The following is an 18,952-nucleotide window of genomic DNA, read 5'->3' on the forward strand; positions in this document are numbered from 1 at the left end:
TTCGTTATTTTAAGTGCGTTCCATTGAGCACTATTTGATCAAACCTAACTTTGATACTGGTAACCGCTTTTACACCTATGCATCAACTTTGTATTCAGTTTACGTAAACGTCAATTTAAAATCAGAATAGTGCCTGAAAGATTAAGTTGCAATCGAGTTCATCGAGAAAGATTTGAACTAACGCAAACTTTAAGTAAATAAATCGTTAATAAAAATTATTCTCAAACGCTTACATATTTGGATAGTTCGGACCACCACCACCTTCTGGCGGAGTCCAGGTAATATTTTGACTTGGATCTTTGATGTCGCAGGTCTTACAGTGGATACAGTTGGCCGCATTTATTTGCAGCTCTGGCTGCTGCTCCCCCTGTACGATTTCATACACGCCAGCCGGACAATAGCGCTGTGCTGGCTCTGCATATAATTCAAGGTTCTGCTCAATAGGAATCCGCTGGTTCGCCAGTCGTAAGTGGCATGGTTGATCTTCCTCATGGAAGATATTGGATAGATAAACAGAAGAGAGGCGATCGAAACTTAACACGCCATCAGGCTTCGGATAGACAATTTTATTGCTGTTTTCCGCCAATAACAGAGACTGATGATCAGGCTTATCACAGCGGATATGCCACTTAGCTTTGCCTTTTAATACGTTATGTTCCAGCAGCGCTAAGCCACCGCCCAGCCACGATCCAAAGCGGTGGATTCCACTTGAGAAGTTACGTGCTTGATAAAGCTCTTCATACAGCCAAGACTGTTTGAAATGCTTTTGATAATCAGCAGTAACTGACTGCCTCTCAAGGGTTTCACATACTGCTTCGGCGGCAAGCATGCCAGATTTCATTGCGGTGTGCGTGCCTTTGATTTTAGCGCCGTTAAGCGTTCCTGCATCACAGCCAATCAACAAGCCACCAGCAAACTGTTGCGTGGGAAGCGAATGGAAACCGCCCTTGGTGATCGCTCTTGCGCCATAACTAATGCGTTTACCATTTTTGAGGTATTGCTCAATCATCGGGTGATGTTTAAAACGCTGAAATTCATCGAATGGACTCAAGTGCGGATTCTTATAGTTCAAGTCAACAATCAACCCGACGGCAACTTGGTTTCCCTCTAAATGGTAGAGGTAGCTGCCACCTGTGGCTTCGTTCGCTAACGGCCAACCTAATCCGTGCACTACTAAACCTTGCTGATGCTGCTCTAATGGTATTTCCCACAGCTCTTTAAAGCCGATAGCGTAATGTTGAGGCGTTTTATCTTCAGCGAGATTAAATCGATTAATCAACTGCTTACCAATATGACCCCGCGCGCCTTCAGCAAATAAAGTAAACTTCGCTCGCAGTTCAATACCAGGTTCGAAATTTCCTTTTTGTTCACCATTTTTGTCTAATCCCATATCGCCCGTGATCACGCCACAAACGCGGTTGTCTTCATCGATGATGGCTTGACTGGCGGTAAAACCTGGGTAGATCTCCACCCCTAAGTTCTCAGCCTGCAACGCCATCCATCGGCATAGACTGCCCAAACTTATTATGTAATTACCTTTGTTATGTAACGTATTAGGCACCGCCCAAGAAGGTAGTTCATGACCGTTGATTTCATTGCCTAGATAGTAGGTTTTATCTTGGTTTACTTTGGTATTGAGCGGTGCGCCCTTCTCTTCCCAGTCGGGAAACAGTTCATCCAAACTGCGCGTTTCAAACACCGCACCCGATAAAATATGCGCTCCAACTTCAGAGCCTTTTTCTACCACGCAAACAGAGAGGTCTTGTTCTTTTTCTGCTGCTAATTGTTTGATTCGGCATGCCGCAGACAAACCTGCGGGACCAGCGCCTACAATCAGAACATCAAATTCCATGCAGTCTCTTTCCATGATTGCATTCCTTTTTCTTTGCATGTTGCCAACTTGTTAAGCAACAATATATTTAAAGTTGACGCAAACGTAAAGGTAAATTAACATCATTTTAAAGACGTCATCACATCGTCTTCACTGTAAACACATAGTCTTCACTGTAAAAAGGAATCTAACGTGAAAATACTAGTGCCAATCAAAAGGGTCATTGATCCCTACGTTAAAGTTCGTGTGAAAGCGGACCATAGCGATGTTGAAACCAATAACGTCAAGATGACGATTAACCCATTTTGCGAAATAGCCGTTGAAGAAGCCGTACGACTAAAAGAGCAAGGAATTGCGGATGAAGTCATCGTTGTCAGTGCTGGCGGTAGCCAATGTCAGGAGCAACTACGTACTGCGCTTGCGTTAGGTGCTGATCGCGCTATTCATGTCGATACTGAAGACAAAATAGAGCCATTGGTCGTCGCTAAGCTGCTCAAAGCTCTGGTTGAGCAAGAACAAGCACAGCTTGTGATTACGGGTAAACAATCCATTGATACCGACAACAACCAAGTGGCTCAGATGCTGGCAGCCCTACTTGACTGGCCTCAAGCAACTTTCGCTTCAGACGTGAAGATAGAAGATCAAAAAGTTCAGGTCGTGAGAGAAGTGGATGGCGGCTTGATGACGGTCGCGATGAACCTACCTGCTGTGGTCAGTACTGACTTACGCCTGAATGAACCGCGTTTTGCCTCTTTGCCTAATATAATGAAAGCCAAGCGCAAGCCGTTAGATACAATCACACCTGACACTCTGGGTGTTGAAGTGGTATTTAGCCAAACCATTCAAGAAGTCACACCACCAGCGCAGAGAAAAGGTGGCATCAAGGTTGAATCTGTCTCAGAGCTTCTCGATAAGCTGCGTAACGAAGCGAAGGTGATTTCATGAAGAACTTAATCATAGCAGAACATGACAATAACCAATTGCATGCGGACACACTCAAAGTAGTTAATGCAGCAAAACAAGTCAGCCAAGACAATGTTTTGATCGTAGTGGGCCACCAGTGTGAAGAAGTCGCTCAGCAAGCTTGTCGCGTTGATGGTATATCAAACGTAATTTGTGTCGATGATGAGCAACTTAAGCATCAATTTGCCGAGAGTATCGCACCTATTGTAGTGAGTGTTGCTGAAGGTTTTGACGCAATCTGGGCTAGCTCATCATCAAAAGGGAAAGATCTTGCACCGCGAGTAGCAGCGAAGTTCGGCGTTGGGCAAATTTCCGATATTGTCCAAGTTATCGATGAAAACACTTTTATCCGCCCTATTTACGCAGGAAACGCATTTGCCAAAGTGACCACTAGCGACAAGGTTCGCGTCGTCACCGTGCGCGCGTCTGCGTTTGAGCCGGTTACTTGTCACAACCAAGCTGATATCGAACATCAGCAGGTCACTATCTCAGAGCCAATGGTTGAATTGGTTTCTGTCGATAAAACCGTGTCAGAGCGTCCTGAATTAAGCGCGGCAGAGGTGGTTGTGTCAGGTGGACGCGGGGTCGGTAGCAAAGAGAACTTCGCGTTGATCGAACAAGTTGCCGATAAACTAGGTGCTGCCATTGGCGCTTCTCGCGCGGCGGTTGATGCCGGGTTTGTTGCCAACGATTTACAAGTGGGTCAAACCGGTAAAATCGTTGCGCCTAAGCTTTATATTGCAGTTGGGATCTCCGGTGCCATCCAGCACCTTGCAGGGATGAAGGAATCCAAAGTGATTGTCGCGATCAACAAAGATCCTGAATCTCCTATCTTTGAAGTTGCCGACTATGGATTGGTTGGTGATTTATTTGAGGTATTACCTCAGCTTGCCGAACAACTTTAAACAATCAGATAAGGGGCGAACACTGCTATGTTCGCCCCTTTATTTTGTTTTGGTCATATTCAAAAAGAATTGAAATTAGAGGGACCTATGCAAAATTCTGCACCTATTTGGTCACCATCTGCTGAGCGCATCAGCAATAGCAACTTGCTACGATTTATCGAGACGGTAAATGCGCACCAAACCGAAGATATCTCAATCAATAATTACACGTCTTTACACCAGTGGTCCATTGACCACAATGACGAATTTTGGCGACATACCTGGCACTTCTGTAACGTAATTGGAAATATTGGCTCGCAAGTCAAAAGCCTTGGTGCTCCCAAATGGACACAGACAGATTCTACTCAGAGCCATGTAAATAGGGACACCGTATGGTTTGCTGACGCCACGCTGAACTACGCAGAGAATCTCCTCTCTCAGGCCGAACAAACACCTGAGCGTGAGTTTATCGTTTTTACTAATGAAAGCGGTGAACACAAGCAACTCACTGGTACACAGTTGCTCGAACAAGTGTCTGTCGTTCAGCAATGGCTACTCAATTGTGGTGTTGGCAAAGGCGATGTCGTTGCGGGTTATTTGCCCTACCTTCCTGAAACCGTTATTGCCATGCTGGCCACCACCAGTCTTGGTGCCATTTGGACTTCAACCTCGCCTGATTTTGGTATCGATAGCGTCGTAGAGCGTTTTGGCCAGGTCAAGCCGAAAGTTCTTTTTTGCTGTGATGGCTACCAGTTCGGAGGTAAAACTTTCGATATGACGGACAAGAACACCACTCTTAGTAGCAAGCTAAGCAGTGTCTCCGAATACGCCACTATTAGCGTATGCCAAATCGAATATATACAAAACGCTAAGAGTGCTAGCACTTCTGACTTTGTGTATTGGTCTGATATGGCTCACCACTTTTCTCCACAACCAATTCAATATCAACCAACACTGTTTAATGACCCGTTATTCATTTTGTATTCTTCTGGCACAACGGGGCAACCAAAGTGTATTGTCCATTCCGTGGGCGGCACCTTGCTCAATCACCTCAAAGAACATCAACTGCATTGCGATATCAAACCGCAAGACAAGGTTTTCTATTACACAACATGCGGCTGGATGATGTGGAACTGGCATGTTTCAGCACTTGCGAGTGGTGCTACCTTAGTGATTTACGATGGGAGCCCGGTTTACCCTGATCACTCCGTCTTATGGCGATTAGCAGAAGAACATAGCGTGTCACTGTTTGGTACGTCAGCGAAATATTTAGAGGCGCTAGAGCAAGCGAATTACTCTCCCAAGTCAGAACACGACCTGAAATCACTCACAACCCTGTGTTCGACCGGCTCAGTGCTTTACCCAGAACAATTTAATTATGTCTATCAGCACATCAAGCAGGATTTACATTTGGCTTCCATTGCTGGCGGCACGGATATTTGTGGGTGTTTTGTACTTGGAAACCCTATTTCACCGGTGTACAAAGGCGAATGCCAAGGTTCAGGGCTTGGAATCGACGTGCGTGTTTTGGACGACGAGGGAAAAACCATTACACAGCAACGCGGCGAACTGACTTGCAATAACTCACTACCTAACTTCCCTATCGGTTTTTGGCACGACAACGGCGAACGCTATCACAACGCTTATTGGAGCAAGTTTACCGATATCTGGCACCACGGCGACGATGTGATGCAAACCGAACATGGCGGTTTTATTTTTTATGGCCGTAGCGATGCGACATTGAATCCAGGCGGCGTACGAATCGGCACCGCTGAGATCTATCAGCAAGTGAACGCGTTACCCGAGGTCGAGGACTCCATCGCCGTCGGCAAGTTAAACCAGCAGTCTGAAGAAATCTGGTTACTAGTAAAACTCGCTCACGACGTCGAGTTAACCCAACAACTCACCGATTCAATTCGCGAAACACTAAAAACAAAATGTTCACCACGCCATGTGCCACGCCAAATTTTTGCTATCAGTGATATTCCTAAAACGCGATCAGGAAAACTCGTTGAACTAGCTGTGAAACAATTGGTTAACGGACAAGCTATAAAAAACATTGGTGCTATTGCTAACCCAGAAGTGCTGGAAGAAATTAAAACGCTTTTCAACATAGAATGCGCCACTGTCACTTAGAAACCCAACAAGTCTTCCAACAATACAGACGGGTATAACCTAACTGTATTTTTAGCTCGCTCGATAACTCCTCCCCACTTTTGTGGAAACTGAGCGAAATATGCTTCATGTACACAAAAAAGGTGAGATAATTCTATCTCACCTTTGAACCATATGAGCTGGAGCATTAGTTTGGGGGTTAAGCTTTTATCAGTTGGCTCATATCTTCGCGAACTTGTGGCACCGTTAAACCAACGATGATTTGAAGGCTCTCTTGATTTCTAACAATATTCACCGCTCCGTGCTGTGTGAAAAATGCGTTCTCCTTTACAAGGGAGACATCTTTAACTTTAACACGCAGACGCGTCGCGCAATTAGTTAACAATTCAATGTTTTCTTTTCCACCCAAACCTTCAATAAAGGCACTAGCTTGTGACGGACTTGCGCTACTGTTGTGGACCGCTTTCGCTTCTTTGTAGTCAGTTTTGGAATACAACTTACTATCTGCACCTTCACGTCCCGGAGTAAGTATGTTGTATTTTAAAATAAGCGCGCGAAACGTCACAAAGTAAACACCAGTAAACATGAGACCAATAATAATCTGAATCACGTATGTTCCCGCATGGTTACCAGCCAAAGGCAACCAGTTTTGGAAAATAAAGTCTATCAAGCCAGTCTGAAAGTTACCGGAAACACCAAACATAAAGGCGATCGTTGCCATTGTCGCAGATAACAACGCATGCAAAGCAAACAGCGCAGGTGCGATAAATAAGAATGTAAACTCTATTGGTTCAGTGATCCCTGTAAGAATTGCTGTGATTGCGGCTCCGAGCACTAACCCCATCACCATCTTTTTATTTTCTTTTTTCGCAACTGAATAAAGTGCTAGTGCGATACCCGTACAACCAAACACTTTACCCATTCCCGTCAACATCAAACCACCTTGGGGAAATTGTGTCGTTAAACTTTCCGAGCTCTGGGCGAATGTCTGTATATTTTGAATCCAATAGGCAACCGTCCCGCCATCGACTGCAACTGGCCCATAAAAAACGGGACCATATACGAAATGATGCAACCCCGTTGGTATCATGATTCGCTCTAAAAACGTAAATAGCCATACCCCTAAAGATCCAGCAGAAACCAAAAATGATTGCAGATTGTTAATACCATGCTGAATACTTGGCCAAGTCAAACAAGTTAGAATTGCCATCACGACCATAATTGGGAAACTAATGATCACAACCAATGGCGTTCCGCCAAATACAGCCGCCCAATCCGGTAGCTTTTTATCAAAGAATCGGTTGTGAACCCAAACAGAAAGACTTGCAATTAAAATGGCACCTAGCAAGTTTGTATCAAGCGTTAGAATGCCACCAACTGCAGTCAAACCTCGCTCACCTTCCGTATAGTTAACGCCCAGTTCTGGTCCCCAAAATTGAAGGATTCCACCAATAACGTAGTTAAACGTAATGTAGGAAACGAGTGTTGCAAGTACAGCGCGACCAGATGCTTTTTTAGCTAAAGCGATAGGTAACCCAACGGCAAAAATAAGTGCCATATTTTTAAATACGGCGAGTGATGCCTGTAAAATGATCGTCGAGACTTTAACCCAAGCACTCCCCTCCAGTGCCCAAGGAAACACTTCTTGATTTAACAGCACAACGGAGAAACCCAATAACATGCCCGCTGCTGGAAATAATAGAACGGGAACAAACATCGCGGCCCCGAACCTTTGAATAATGTCTTTCATATAAACCTCTTGTTTCATTCACGGAGCCTACAAGTAGGCCCCGAACGTCCAGTTGTTATTGAAAAAATTGAGGAAGGTAGGCTTTATTTTCTTCTAGTAATTGTTTTGTTATTTCTTTAGCTTTTGGCACATTAACCACGGTACGGTTAAGTGTGAGTGCATTAATCAGCTTTTGCTGACTTCCTTCGTACCAAGCATCCACGACTAATTTCTCGTAACCAAGTTGGCTCTCAATCATGGCTTTTTGGAAAGTTGGGATTTTTCCTACAGTAAAAGCTTTCGGTCCATCACTAGTTAGCGCTGCAGGAACTTCTACCATAGCGTCATTTTGTAAGTTTGTAATAGCACCATTATTCGGTACGATGACGAGATATACATCGCTCAAGTTGTAGGCTAGCGAAGCCGCGACTCTCACCATGTATCGACCATGGATATCGGCATGCAGTGTTTCGTGCTTCGTGGTGCCCGCTTCAATTATTCTTGCGTTCAATTCGAACACTCGCTTCTCACGGCCGTTAATTACCTGCCTTGCGCGAGTATTGTTGATATCCTCTTTCGCCACCATTTTTTCAGGGTACAAATAGTATTGAAGATACGTATTCGGCAAAAACTCTGGATTATCAGCAAGCATCGTTCTCATGTTTTTGAATGTGGCTTGCCACGATGGGTCATCCGCTATTTCCGCATCAACCGCACTGATCCCTTCTTTTAAGATGATATTTTTAATTTTATCCGTTAAGTCATAACCCTGTTTGTTACGAATTTTGGTAAACCAGCCATAGTGATTAAGCCCAAAGTATTCAGGAACAAAGTCCCAAATTTCACACCCTAACAATTGCGCATAGCTGACCATAATCGCTGCTGGCATATCACAGATATTTAGAATTCGCTTATCATGCGGAAATTCACGATTTAAAGCTTCAGCGACAATTGCCGCCGGGTTGGTGTAATTAAGAATCCACGCATCTGGACACGTTTGTCGGATCTCGTTCACTAGCTGGATCATGTCGCCGATAGAGCGAAGTCCATATGCCATTCCTCCCGCGCCACATGTCTCTTGCCCAACACAAGAGTTGGATAGCGGGATTTGTTCATCGCGCTCGCGCATGGCCAACCCACCAGTGCGGATCTGGATAAAGAAAAAGTCCGAATCTGCGAATGCGACAGATTTATCCGTTGTATAAACAAACTCTTCAACTTCTGGATAGTGTTCTCGCAATAGAATTTCAGTAGCTAATGCATTCGACTCTTGGCGTTTTTCATCTATGTCGTAAAACACGACTTTTGCGAGTGGAAAGTTATCTTTTTCGGCAATAAGGCTGTTCATCATACCAAGTGTGTATGTACTGCCAGCACCAACAATCGTTAATTTTTGACGTTTCATTTCGCTACCTCAAATGTTTACCCTGAAAATGTATAAAATAAGTATTAATACTTTTATAATACTTTTAAAGTGTAAGCACAAAGATACGAGATAAAAATCACACAAAGATCCTAAGGAAAAGTATTAACTACATCTCAGATCACATTCTTGCTATCATGATCCAAGACTTAGCGAGGTATTATGAAACCCAAATACATAGACATTGCGGAACGATTAGAAAAAAAGATCAAAGATGGGGAACTACAACCTAAATCGATGCTTCCAAAAGAGAGTGATTTGCAAGAAGAGTTTTCCGTAAGCCGCGTAACCATCAGAAAAAGCTTACAAATTCTGGTCGACAATAATTTAATTAGTCGGACAAGAGGTAGTGGAACTTATGTAAACGATCTAAAAGCCCAACATGATGCCTTACATTTGCTGGGTTTTATCGAGGAAGTCAGTAAACAGGGGAAAACTCCTAGCTCTCAAGTCATAAAGTTCGAACTTAAAAAGCCGAATGAGCAGGTTGCTAAGCAGTTAAATCTCTCGCCCAATGATGATACATATGAAATACATAGACTCAGATGTATTAATGATGAGCCTGAAATTTACGAAGTCACTCATATGCCAGCAGTGTTATTTCCAGACTTGAGCATAGCCATAATGAATGGTTCTAAATATGAGTACATTGAAAATAGCAAAGGATTGAAAATTGCGAAAAGCAGTCAGTCTGTCAAACCGTATTTGTTAGATGCAGAGACGGCCTCATACCTGAATGAATCAGAAGCTTCCCCTATTCTAAAAGTTGAGTCCACTGGTTACCTAGAAGATGGTCGTGCATTTGAATATACCGTCAATTACTTCCGACTTCATCAATACAGCTTCGAGTTTATTTCAACTAGGACGTAGTACTATTCGACGCTAATGGTTAATCATTGCGCCAAATCTTATATCCGACCTCTCGCATTGCTCTTCCCAGTAGGTGGGAGGCAACTGGCGCAGTGAGAACGATAAACAACATCGTACCGATAACCCGAGAGATCACAGTAACTTCAGGGAGTGAGAAGGCAACCGCTAGTAGTAAGCAACTAACTCCAACGGTACCGGCTTTGGTTGCGGCATGCATTCGGGTATATAGATCTGGCAACCGCAACACACCTAAACTAGCGCTTAGGATCAATAACGTCCCTAAACATAAAAACAGCCCAATCAACACATCCATTATTCTTTCTCCTTCCTTTTAACGATCAAACGTGCAAATGCGATTGTGCCAAGAAATGCGACCAAACCTAATGTAATGGCGATATCTAACAAGGCATCCTCACCACTGTCTAAGGTGTAAACCGTAATAAAACCGATGGTGATAAATGAAATCAAATCTAACGCCACAACTCGGTCAGCCAGCGTTGGTCCTAAAATTAAACGGAAGAAAGCCATAACAAAACTGAGTAATAGCCCTGCATAGGCAAAAGTGACACTTATTTGCAGCCAACTATCCACGCGTCACCTCCAAAATTCGATGCTCTAATCCGTTTTTAATTCCACGGATAACTTCTTCATGCTCAGGTGCAAACATGGCATGAACGATAAGATGCTTTTTATCAGGCGTAACGTCCAAACTGAGTGTGCCCGGGGTTAACGAAACCATATTCGCAAGTAAGGTGATTTCAAGGTCGGAATCGACGTCCAAAGGGACATAGACGATATCTGGCTGGCTCAAATGCGTTGGCGTCACGACATCCCACACGACTCTTGCAACCGATATGATCATTTCATAAGCGAAGTACACCAGTAACTTTAATGCCGACGCAAAACGTCGAAAGTAGCTGGTTTTTAATCCAAATGGTTGGCTCAACCGTAAGGCAAAAAAACCGACCGTAAATCCGACAATAAAATTCAAACTCGAATAACTGCCGTTTAACATCATCCATGCTAATGCTAAGAAAAGATTGAGGAATAGATAGATCATAAATTTCCTCCCAATACCGCTCGAATGTATTCATTCGGATTTAACAGTTGTTCAGCGGCTTGAACAGAAAACTGATAAAAAGGCTCCGCCACCAAGCCTATGATCAACGTGAACATGGTCAATACGGCAATTGGAACGCAATACAACCAATGTACTTTGACTTGCAGAGTCTGTTCTGTTTTCTCCCTAACCGGCTTTTTCCAGAATGCCTCACTCCAAATTTTCGTCATCGAGTAGACGGTAAGCAGCCCCACCAATAGCGCGGTACCGGCTAACCAGTAATATTCAGCCTGTAAACTCGATTTGATCACCAAAAATTTGCCCCAGAAACCAGAGAGCGGCGGAAATCCTGCCAGAGAAAACGCAGGGACAAGAAACAAGAACGCTAACCAAGGCATTGCTTTATATACCCCGCCCAAATGTTCAAGTTGACTAGAGCCATATTTGCGCTCAATAAAGCCACCGATTAAGAACAAATTCGCTTTTACAATGATGTGATGAACAATGTAGAAAATAGCGCCAGCCAAAGCTAAAGGAGTGTAAATCGCTAATCCCATTATCATGTAACCTATTTGGCTAATAATGTGAAAAGAAAGAATTTTCTTAATGTCGAATTGACTTGCCGCCCCCAAAACGCCCGTTAACATAGTGAGGCCAGCAATCCAAATCAACGTCGGCTGCCAACCACTCTCGGCGAGCGGAAATACTAATGTGAAGACTCGTATTAACGCGTATACGCCGACTTTAGTAAGCAACGCAGCAAACAGCGCAACCACACCACTTGGTAAGGTGTGATAAGAAGCTGGCAACCAAGCAAATAAAGGAAATAGTGCCGCTTTGATAGAAAAGGCAAACAAAAACAAGGCGGACAACATCATGTTGATGCTCAATTCGCTCTCTCCCGCTTTGGTATAGAGATCGGCCAAGTTCAAGGTGCCAGTTGCGCCATACAACAAACCGATGGCAAGTAAGAACACTAGCGTCGAAATCAGGTTCAACATCACATACTTCACTGCCCCATCAATTTGAGTTTTCGTTGCATCTAATACCATTAAACCAAATGACGCGATGAGCATGACCTCGAACCAAACATACAGATTAAAAATATCTCCGGTGAGGAACGCGCCATAAACACCAGCAAGCAACACGTGCGTCAACGCATGGTAATTGCTATAGGAAGGTTTTCGGTGAAGGTCCGCCATGGCATAGAAAACACATATCGCACCAATCACTGCGGTAATCATCACCATGGCAACGCTGAAGTAATCTGCGACAAAGACGATACCAAACGGTGCTTGCCACTGGCCAAAAGCAACGGCTTGAATACCATTACTTATGATGTTTTCTGTGAGAAGGCCTGCGACAACAAGGTTCAAAATCGCACTTGCGCCACTTAACCACTCAACACTTTTTGTTGAGCGACGTACAAAGAAAATGGTCAGCGCCGTACTCAATGAAAGAACAACAGGTAACGTCAGCAAAATCGAACTCATTGACCCTCCTCAGAACGTTGCATTTCGTCGACGTCTGCGGTTCCAGAATCTTTATAAGCTCGATAGAACAACATTAAAGCAAAAATAAGTAGCCCAAAACCGATGACTATCGCGGTTAAAATCAGCGCTTGAGGTAATGGGTTTGCCGCGCCATCTGGTGGCAAAAGTGCATTATCGCCAATCAATGGCGGCTCTCCAGGAGTCAGCCTTCCCGCGGTAAAAATAGCAAGGTTAACCGCACTACTGAGTAACATGATACCGAACAAAAGACGCAAGATATGCTTTTCTAGCATTAAGTAAACGCCTGCGGCAACAAGTATTCCAACGACAACACTCCAGACTATTTCCATTACTCTAGCTCCTCATTAATACGAAGCAACATCCCCATCACGCCACCTATAACGGCAAGATAAACACCAACATCAAAAACCAACGGCGTACCCAGCGGTATCACATCTTTCCACCACAACCCGGTTAAAAACGGTTTATCAAACGCAAAGCTCAAAGCTCCTGATATCAAGCTCAATGCGACGCCAAATAACGCAATGAAAAACGGCTTGAAATACAATCTAGAACGAACGTATTTCGGTGATTCCGCGAACATGAGAAGCGATAAGCCAATAACGGCAATCAATGCACCAATGAAGCCACCACCCGGTTCGTTATGACCACGTAATAACAGATGCACTGAGAACACGAGCATGAGCGCCGCGACGATATGTGCCGTGGTTGCAAAAATTAATGATTGAATACGGTTTTGCTTTTTCGCTCTTGTCTTAAGCAAGCTCACTGCTGCAATCCCAGCAATGACAACGACGACAACCTCTCCCAATGTATCAAACGCACGAAAGTCGACGAGAATGACGTTGACAATATTGCGCCCATGCCCGCCTGGTACACTATTTGCCGCAAAGAATTCCGACACCGATGAATCCATCGGCTGGGACGTGATTCCTAACAAGAGGAAAGTAATCGAAACACCTATCACGCCCGCTATACAAACATTCGCCAATTTGCGTTTTATTGAATGCTTGGGCACGGTGGTTAAACGCGGCATATGACGCATTAACAATGCTAAAAAGACCACCATTAATGTTTCCACTAACAGTAAAGTCTTCGCGACGTCCGGAGCGCTGTAGATCATAAAAACAAGCGTGGTCATAAAGCCAATCATACCTAGCGCAGAAATCGCAAGAAGCCTTGAGTGAGACAACGTACATACGATCGCTGCACCAATCAGCAATAAGGCAATGCCAATCTCATAGAAAGCCACGTTTGAAAGCTGTTCAAACAAAGGCAGAGGAATAAATGCTACCTGACCAAGTAAAGCGACGGCGAGTACCGCGAAAAATAGCAGGACATAACGACTCAACTTCTTTTGCTGCAACAGCGCCGTTTGCCACTTCGCCAGTGTCATCATGTCATCTAATAGTCGTTCAAAAACATTCTCTGCTTTGGGGACGAATAGATGTAACCGCTGAAAAAATGCAGACACAGTAGGATAAACACGGTACACCACATACCCCAATACTAGCGTGATAACGCTTAGGACCAGCGGTACATTCACACCATGCCATAATGATGTCGCTTTAATATCGGCTGCAGGCAGAATGTCAGCAGAGCCAGGAAAGATGATGTGGTGATCCAACCAATTTAAACCGACTAAAGGAACGATGAGACTGCCAAGTGCCAAGAGTAAAGGTGAAACCCACATAGCCTTTTTGGCCTCAACCGGCTTCGTTTCAATTGGCACGAGATCACGGCGGGCAAAGAATGGTCTCGCAATAAGCATAATGGTTAGCGCAACCATCAATATATTGACCATTAAAAGTACAAAGGCGATCCAGTTATTGAGCTCTACTGCGGATTTGTACATGTATTCTTTGCTCAAAAAGCCTAACAACGGCGGGAATCCCGCTTTAGACAATGCAGCCAAACTCCCCGCAACCATGCTGATGACGAGCACTGACTTCAAGCCGTACAGTTGATCAATATCTCGTGTTCCTGTCGCTTTGTCGATATTGCCCACCACCATAAACAGCGCTGCTTTATAGAAAGAGTGAGCGAGAATAAACATCAATACTGCACTCACGGCCAAATCTGTGCCCATACCTAGTAATAATGTTAATTTACCCAAAGCAACATTCGTGCTGTAGGCTAGCATCAGCTTCAAGTCAGTTTGTTTTAATGCGACAAACGTGCACCAAACGGCGGTGATACTCCCTGTGATCACTAGGGCATAAAACCAAACCTCGCTATGAGCATAAACTGGCGATAAACGCGCTAACAAGTAAATGCCCGCCTTTACCATTGTTGCCGAGTGTAAATACGCACTGACTGGAGTGGGCGCTGCCATCGCGTTAGGTAGCCAAAAATGAAACGGGAACTGCGCAGATTTAGTAAATGCACCAAGTAGTATGAGCACTAGAGATGGCATAAACCATTCGTGCTGCGCAATCGTGTCCGCCTGAGCGATGATCGTATGTAACTCATAACTCCCTGCCATCGCTCCCAACAAGATAAGACCAGCTAACAACGCTAATCCACCAGCACCTGTAACGATCAACGACTGCAGTGCATTTTTTCGTGACGTTTTGTTTTCGTGATTAAAACCAATCAGTAAGTAAGAAGTGATGGTGGTGAGTTCCCAGAAAACGAACAACAATAGGATGTTATCGCTCATCACAATCCCTAGCATGGCAAGCATGAATAGGGTTAGGTATAAATGAAAGGAAAATCGGCTATCACTCTCTCGTAAGTAAGCCAAAGCATATATTTGGATCAGTGCGCCAATCCCGCTGATCAGCCCGGCAAAAAGGAATGACAGACCATCTAACCTAAAGCTGAAGTTAATATCGAGGCCAGGTATCCATTCCGCATTCCAGCTTACGCCTGCGGGTGTGTAGATGTAAAAAAGAAAAGAGAAGATTAAAATTGGCAGCACAGGGAAAATCAGTAAGACCAACTGATTATCGGGATTTTTCGGCAGGTTTTCTTTACCCGTTATGCTATTCAACATCGCAGCCCATTCATTTTTATAAGAAAGTTCGCCCTATTTGGCGCAAAGATAAAAAGCTCCACTTGATTGTTTTAGCCCAAGTATTTCAAAAAAGATCATAAAACCAAGGGATAAGTAGCAAACAGCAATCACTGAATGCTACTTAAAGGAACGTTAATACAAACAGCTACTTACTGTCCGCTACGGTGTAAGAACGTAGATCACTACTTACGTGTTCTCGACTGAATGTGTATGGATTATCGTCATCAGTTAACTCGAACGCATCGTAGGTGCAGTCACCGATATCATTTCTCGGACAAACATAAACGTTCGAACGTTCTATCATTTCTGTGTGGCATTTCGGGCATAGGTTTTTCATGTCACTCTCCTCTGATAACTTATTGATACACTGATAATTCCATGTTCTAGAACTCCGTCTCCCTCCTTTACCTAAAACAACCACTTAAACCCAGGTTTATTACACACCAATTACTGAATCGGCGATACAAAACCATCGGGCTTAAGAGCGACCAAGCTACAGTTTATAGATTGCAAAATGTTTTCAGCCGTATTACCAATGACGTAGCCAGATATCCCAGTTCTCGCTAAGGTACCCATGACTAGAACGTCCACTTCTATGCTTTCTACGTAATCCGGGATTTTTTCATCAGGCTTTCCGTGTAAATGATGAATCACAATTTCACCCGTAATCCCCGACTCTTCCAGCAGTTGTTGTAGAGCTTGTTTATGATCGGCTTTTGCTTTGTCGAGTTCATGTTTCAACTCAGCATCGTCGACTTGAATCCAAGCATTGTCATGTAGGTAATTCTCTAAGTAATATTCCCAGCAAGAAATCACATGTAAACGACTGTCACAGGTGTCGGCTATTGAACGAGATAATTCAAGTAAACGCACCGCTAATGAGTGCTGTTCATCGCTCGCCGTTAACGGATCTATAGCAACAGCCACACGGCGTTTGTCTCTCGGCTTATCAATCGGTCGGTGTAACCATAATGGACAAGGACATTTGCGTAACAGTGTCATATCAATAGCTTTGAAACCTTCAGCGCCTTCACCGAGTGGTTCAGCTTCTTTGATTATGAGATCTTTGTTGTCAGCTAATGCTTCTTGAATAATACAGACAGCGGGTTTTTCACTGCTTTTCACAGTAAGAGGAAATGCCAGATCATCTTCAGAAAGATCGAGCTTCTGTCTGTATTCCTGAATGCTTTGTTTGAGGGAGTCTTGTAGCGATTGCTCATAACTTTGCTGATACTGGAGCATATCCGCGGGGAAATCGGGGCACGCAATTAGCCCTGAAACAGGTACTTTGTTGCTGGATGCGATCCTCATCGCTTGTTCGAGCGCCTCACTATGACCAGGCAATCCTTGTGTTGCAAAAAGTATGTTCGCGAATCGTTTCATACACACCTCCTTGTTTGGTTAAATATTAACCACCCACAAAGTATAATACCTAACGGATAATTGTAACGGCTTGTGACGTTGATGAAATCAATTCTCATTAAGCTATGGATATTGCTTCATTTTGCTTTACGTCACCTTCTCCTTTTCTTTACGACTGTGGCCCGCTGATCCCAATAGAGCTACATACTAAAAATTGAGACCAAATAAAAACCCAAATTACTCAAAGTTTTTTCTCACCTTGAGTAACTTGGGTATAAGCAATAACACACTTAGGCTACGGACTTAAATGGGTAACCTAAATTTTCATACGACTTAGTTGAAAGATGCCATATCAATCACGAATCAGTGTGCAAATATTCACAGCCCTAATGATCCAGAAGTCGCTGTAAATTAATGTTAAGGTTGCTGTTTTGTTGGTGCCAAAGCAATTTCGCGAACACATACACCTTGCGGTTGCTGATAAGCAAACAGCACTGCTCGTGCAATATCGTCGGCTGCCAACACGCCCCCCATATCCTCTTTCCAAGCATCATAGCCATCTTTAATATCTTGAGACGTAGTATGTGAAAGTAATTCAGTTTCCACTGCGCCAGGTGCAATAGTCGTAACACGAACATTCGATGATGCGACTTCTTCACGTACGTTTTCAGAAATCGCATGAACCGCAAATTTGGTACCACAGTAAGCGGCATGATCAGGAAATGTTTTCTTGCCCGCAATAGAGCTGATATTAATGATCGTACCACTGTTACGCGCTTTCATCGGTGCTAAAACGGACTGCATGCCATTTAGCAAGCCAAGTACGTTCACATCGAACATGCGCTTCCACTCCGATGCGTCCTGAGTATCTATCTGGCCTAGAAGCATAACGCCTGCGTTATTTACAAGTGCATCTACCGGACCATACAACGCTTCAGCTTTCTCAATTGCCGCTTCAAAAGAAGCTTTATCGATCACATCTACCTTTTCACAAAGCGCATTTGGCAAGTTTAATGCTTCTAAACGTTCTACACGTCTTGCTAACAAAAGAAGAGCATGGCCCTGTTCGCTGAAATGACGTGCAATCGCTTCACCAATGCCTGAACTAGCGCCTGTAATAACAATTAACTTTTTCATTTTGAATCCTTAATAGAACGGTTTACATCAGTGGCGATAAGTTTAAGAAAACTTTGTTTGTTGATATATACCGACCTAGTTGAAACACTGTTGTTATACTGCAACAATACTTTTTTGAATTACGCAGAAGTCATCATGCAAACACACATCAACCTTGCGGATATCCGCTCTTTCGTCCTAATCGCTCAACTAGGAAACTTCACGAAAGCAGCAGAGCAACTTGGCGTTTCTCGCTCACACGTTTCACGTCAAATAACAAATCTGGAACAACAGATTGGTGCCACTTTGCTACAAAGAACCACTCGAACACTGAAGCTCACCGAAGCAGGCAAGGTTCTGTATAAACAGTGTGAAACCGCCCTTCACAATATTGATCAAGCTGTTATGGCAGTGGTTGATGATGTAGAAGAATTAAGAGGCGAAATTCGTATCAACTGCGTGGGGGGGTATTTAGGGGAAGACGTTGTCGCAGATATCGTTGCTCAGTTTCTAATCCAACACCCACAAGTGAACATTAACTTAGATTTTAGCAGCCATCGTGTCGATTTAATCGCGGATGAATTCGACATCGCTTTTCGAATGGGAAAGTTAGACGACTCCAACTTTATCGCTCGCAAACTGATTGATGTGGAAATGGGGACGTACGCAAGCCCAAGTTATTTAGAAACACATGGCTATCCTTCGCATCCAAAAGACTTAGAAAAACACATTTGTTTGACAGGTAGTGTGACACGCTGGGCATTCGAGAACACAAATACAAAGCAGTCAACGGAACACCAGATACGTGGACAGTTGCGATGTAAGAGTGGCAGAGTAATGATAAAAGCAGCGTTGGCTGGAAATGGTATCATCCGTGTACCAGCACTTTATTGCCAACAAGAACTCCAGACAGGCAAGCTAAAAGAAGTGTTTACCGACTGGAGCATTCCGAGTGTGGAGTTTTCACTCCTTTACCATCACGACCGACATCAACCAAAACGCATCCGAGCCTTTATTGACTTTGCTACTCAATATTTTCGTCAGCTGCCGAGTAAACACAAGTAAC

General features: G+C 43.9%; 17 protein-coding genes. 5 read left to right on the plus strand and 12 right to left on the minus strand.

The features are described 5' to 3' along the window. Positions 1 to 229: 229 nt before the first annotated feature. Positions 230 to 1,867, minus strand: coding sequence for an electron transfer flavoprotein-ubiquinone oxidoreductase (locus VEA_RS17055; RefSeq protein ID WP_006741063.1), 1,638 nt, complete (start codon positions 1,865 to 1,867; stop codon positions 230 to 232). 156 nt (positions 1,868 to 2,023) lie between these two features. Between VEA_RS17055 and VEA_RS17060 the strand changes: the two genes are divergently transcribed. From VEA_RS17060 to VEA_RS17070, 3 genes are all read left to right on the plus strand, one after another. After that, positions 2,024 to 2,776, plus strand: a complete 753-nt coding sequence (locus VEA_RS17060; protein WP_006741064.1) for an electron transfer flavoprotein subunit beta/FixA family protein — start codon at positions 2,024 to 2,026, stop codon at positions 2,774 to 2,776. Then, positions 2,773 to 3,699, plus strand: a complete 927-nt coding sequence (locus tag VEA_RS17065) for an electron transfer flavoprotein subunit alpha/FixB family protein (protein ID WP_006741065.1) — start codon at positions 2,773 to 2,775, stop codon at positions 3,697 to 3,699. The genes VEA_RS17060 and VEA_RS17065 overlap by 4 nt, the downstream gene beginning before the upstream one ends. An 87-nt stretch (positions 3,700 to 3,786) precedes the next feature. Continuing rightward, entirely contained in the window at positions 3,787 to 5,814 is a 2,028-nt protein-coding gene (locus VEA_RS17070) for an acetoacetate--CoA ligase (protein WP_041853140.1), read from the plus strand. 178 nt (positions 5,815 to 5,992) lie between these two features. Here VEA_RS17070 and VEA_RS17075 read toward each other — a convergent pair whose 3' ends face one another. Both VEA_RS17075 and VEA_RS17080 read right to left on the minus strand, forming a co-directional pair. Then, positions 5,993 to 7,543, minus strand: coding sequence for an alpha-glucoside-specific PTS transporter subunit IIBC (locus tag VEA_RS17075; RefSeq protein ID WP_041853141.1), 1,551 nt, complete (start codon positions 7,541 to 7,543; stop codon positions 5,993 to 5,995). Positions 7,544 to 7,598: 55 nt separating this feature from the next. Next, positions 7,599 to 8,927 carry a 6-phospho-alpha-glucosidase gene (locus tag VEA_RS17080; RefSeq protein WP_006741068.1) on the minus strand — a complete coding sequence of 443 codons (1,329 nt, stop codon included), beginning with the start codon at positions 8,925 to 8,927 and terminating at the stop codon, positions 7,599 to 7,601. Between the two features lie 180 nt (positions 8,928 to 9,107). Here VEA_RS17080 and VEA_RS17085 point away from each other — a divergent pair, with 180 nt between their 5' ends. Further along, complete coding sequence (locus VEA_RS17085; RefSeq protein ID WP_005373312.1) at positions 9,108 to 9,815, plus strand: GntR family transcriptional regulator; 708 nt, start codon at positions 9,108 to 9,110, stop codon at positions 9,813 to 9,815. 19 nt (positions 9,816 to 9,834) lie between these two features. Here VEA_RS17085 and mnhG read toward each other — a convergent pair whose 3' ends face one another. The 9 genes from mnhG to VEA_RS17125 all read right to left on the minus strand — a co-directional run bounded on the left by mnhG (position 9,835) and on the right by VEA_RS17125 (position 17,907). Further along, positions 9,835 to 10,128 carry a monovalent cation/H(+) antiporter subunit G gene (mnhG, locus tag VEA_RS17090; RefSeq protein ID WP_005392605.1) on the minus strand — a complete coding sequence of 98 codons (294 nt, stop codon included), beginning with the start codon at positions 10,126 to 10,128 and terminating at the stop codon, positions 9,835 to 9,837. Beyond that, a complete protein-coding gene (locus VEA_RS17095) occupies positions 10,128 to 10,406 on the minus strand; it encodes a cation:proton antiporter (RefSeq protein WP_005392606.1) in 279 nt (92 codons plus the stop codon). The genes mnhG and VEA_RS17095 overlap by 1 nt, the downstream gene beginning before the upstream one ends. After that, entirely contained in the window at positions 10,399 to 10,875 is a 477-nt protein-coding gene (locus VEA_RS17100) for a Na+/H+ antiporter subunit E (RefSeq protein ID WP_005392607.1), read from the minus strand. The genes VEA_RS17095 and VEA_RS17100 overlap by 8 nt, the downstream gene beginning before the upstream one ends. Continuing rightward, positions 10,872 to 12,368 carry a Na+/H+ antiporter subunit D gene (locus VEA_RS17105; RefSeq protein ID WP_006741069.1) on the minus strand — a complete coding sequence of 499 codons (1,497 nt, stop codon included), beginning with the start codon at positions 12,366 to 12,368 and terminating at the stop codon, positions 10,872 to 10,874. The genes VEA_RS17100 and VEA_RS17105 overlap by 4 nt, the downstream gene beginning before the upstream one ends. Then, the gene (locus VEA_RS17110) at positions 12,365 to 12,718 is read right to left on the minus strand and encodes a Na+/H+ antiporter subunit C (RefSeq protein ID WP_006741070.1); all 354 of its coding nucleotides are present in this window, start codon (positions 12,716 to 12,718) and stop codon (positions 12,365 to 12,367) included. The genes VEA_RS17105 and VEA_RS17110 overlap by 4 nt, the downstream gene beginning before the upstream one ends. After that, positions 12,718 to 15,387, minus strand: a complete 2,670-nt coding sequence (gene mbhE / locus VEA_RS17115) for a hydrogen gas-evolving membrane-bound hydrogenase subunit E (protein WP_006741071.1) — start codon at positions 15,385 to 15,387, stop codon at positions 12,718 to 12,720. The genes VEA_RS17110 and mbhE overlap by 1 nt, the downstream gene beginning before the upstream one ends. Positions 15,388 to 15,553: 166 nt before the next feature. Further along, entirely contained in the window at positions 15,554 to 15,745 is a 192-nt protein-coding gene (locus tag VEA_RS23555; protein ID WP_005392611.1) for a hypothetical protein, read from the minus strand. A gap of 110 nt (positions 15,746 to 15,855) precedes the next feature. After that, positions 15,856 to 16,791, minus strand: coding sequence for a universal stress protein (locus VEA_RS17120; RefSeq protein WP_006741072.1), 936 nt, complete (start codon positions 16,789 to 16,791; stop codon positions 15,856 to 15,858). Positions 16,792 to 17,187: 396 nt separating this feature from the next. Further along, a complete protein-coding gene (locus VEA_RS17125) occupies positions 17,188 to 17,907 on the minus strand; it encodes an SDR family oxidoreductase (RefSeq protein WP_006741073.1) in 720 nt (239 codons plus the stop codon). A 135-nt stretch (positions 17,908 to 18,042) separates the two neighbouring features. On the opposite strand from VEA_RS17125, the gene VEA_RS17130 reads away from it, so the two are divergent. Beyond that, positions 18,043 to 18,951, plus strand: coding sequence for a LysR family transcriptional regulator (locus tag VEA_RS17130; protein ID WP_031780274.1), 909 nt, complete (start codon positions 18,043 to 18,045; stop codon positions 18,949 to 18,951). The last annotated feature ends 1 nt before the right edge of the window (position 18,952 follow it).

This window comes from Vibrio antiquarius (assembly GCF_000024825.1).
GTDB classification, from domain to species: Bacteria; Pseudomonadota; Gammaproteobacteria; order Enterobacterales; family Vibrionaceae; genus Vibrio; species Vibrio diabolicus.

Coding starts and splice junctions, on each gene's coding strand:
- VEA_RS17065 (WP_006741065.1), top strand. CDS start 2,773: ATGAAGAACTTAATCATAGCAGAACATGACAATAACCAATTGCATGCG.
- VEA_RS17130 (WP_031780274.1), top strand. CDS start 18,043: ATGCAAACACACATCAACCTTGCGGATATCCGCTCTTTCGTCCTAATC.
- VEA_RS17075 (WP_041853141.1), bottom strand. CDS start 7,543: ATGAAAGACATTATTCAAAGGTTCGGGGCCGCGATGTTTGTTCCCGTT.
- VEA_RS17105 (WP_006741069.1), bottom strand. CDS start 12,368: ATGAGTTCGATTTTGCTGACGTTACCTGTTGTTCTTTCATTGAGTACG.
- VEA_RS17080 (WP_006741068.1), bottom strand. CDS start 8,927: ATGAAACGTCAAAAATTAACGATTGTTGGTGCTGGCAGTACATACACA.
- mbhE (WP_006741071.1), bottom strand. CDS start 15,387: ATGTTGAATAGCATAACGGGTAAAGAAAACCTGCCGAAAAATCCCGAT.
- VEA_RS17110 (WP_006741070.1), bottom strand. CDS start 12,718: ATGGAAATAGTCTGGAGTGTTGTCGTTGGAATACTTGTTGCCGCAGGC.
- VEA_RS17070 (WP_041853140.1), top strand. CDS start 3,787: ATGCAAAATTCTGCACCTATTTGGTCACCATCTGCTGAGCGCATCAGC.
- VEA_RS17125 (WP_006741073.1), bottom strand. CDS start 17,907: ATGAAAAAGTTAATTGTTATTACAGGCGCTAGTTCAGGCATTGGTGAA.
- VEA_RS17055 (WP_006741063.1), bottom strand. CDS start 1,867: ATGGAAAGAGACTGCATGGAATTTGATGTTCTGATTGTAGGCGCTGGT.
- VEA_RS17100 (WP_005392607.1), bottom strand. CDS start 10,875: ATGATCTATCTATTCCTCAATCTTTTCTTAGCATTAGCATGGATGATG.
- VEA_RS17120 (WP_006741072.1), bottom strand. CDS start 16,791: ATGAAACGATTCGCGAACATACTTTTTGCAACACAAGGATTGCCTGGT.
- VEA_RS23555 (WP_005392611.1), bottom strand. CDS start 15,745: ATGAAAAACCTATGCCCGAAATGCCACACAGAAATGATAGAACGTTCG.
- VEA_RS17085 (WP_005373312.1), top strand. CDS start 9,108: ATGAAACCCAAATACATAGACATTGCGGAACGATTAGAAAAAAAGATC.
- mnhG (WP_005392605.1), bottom strand. CDS start 10,128: ATGGATGTGTTGATTGGGCTGTTTTTATGTTTAGGGACGTTATTGATC.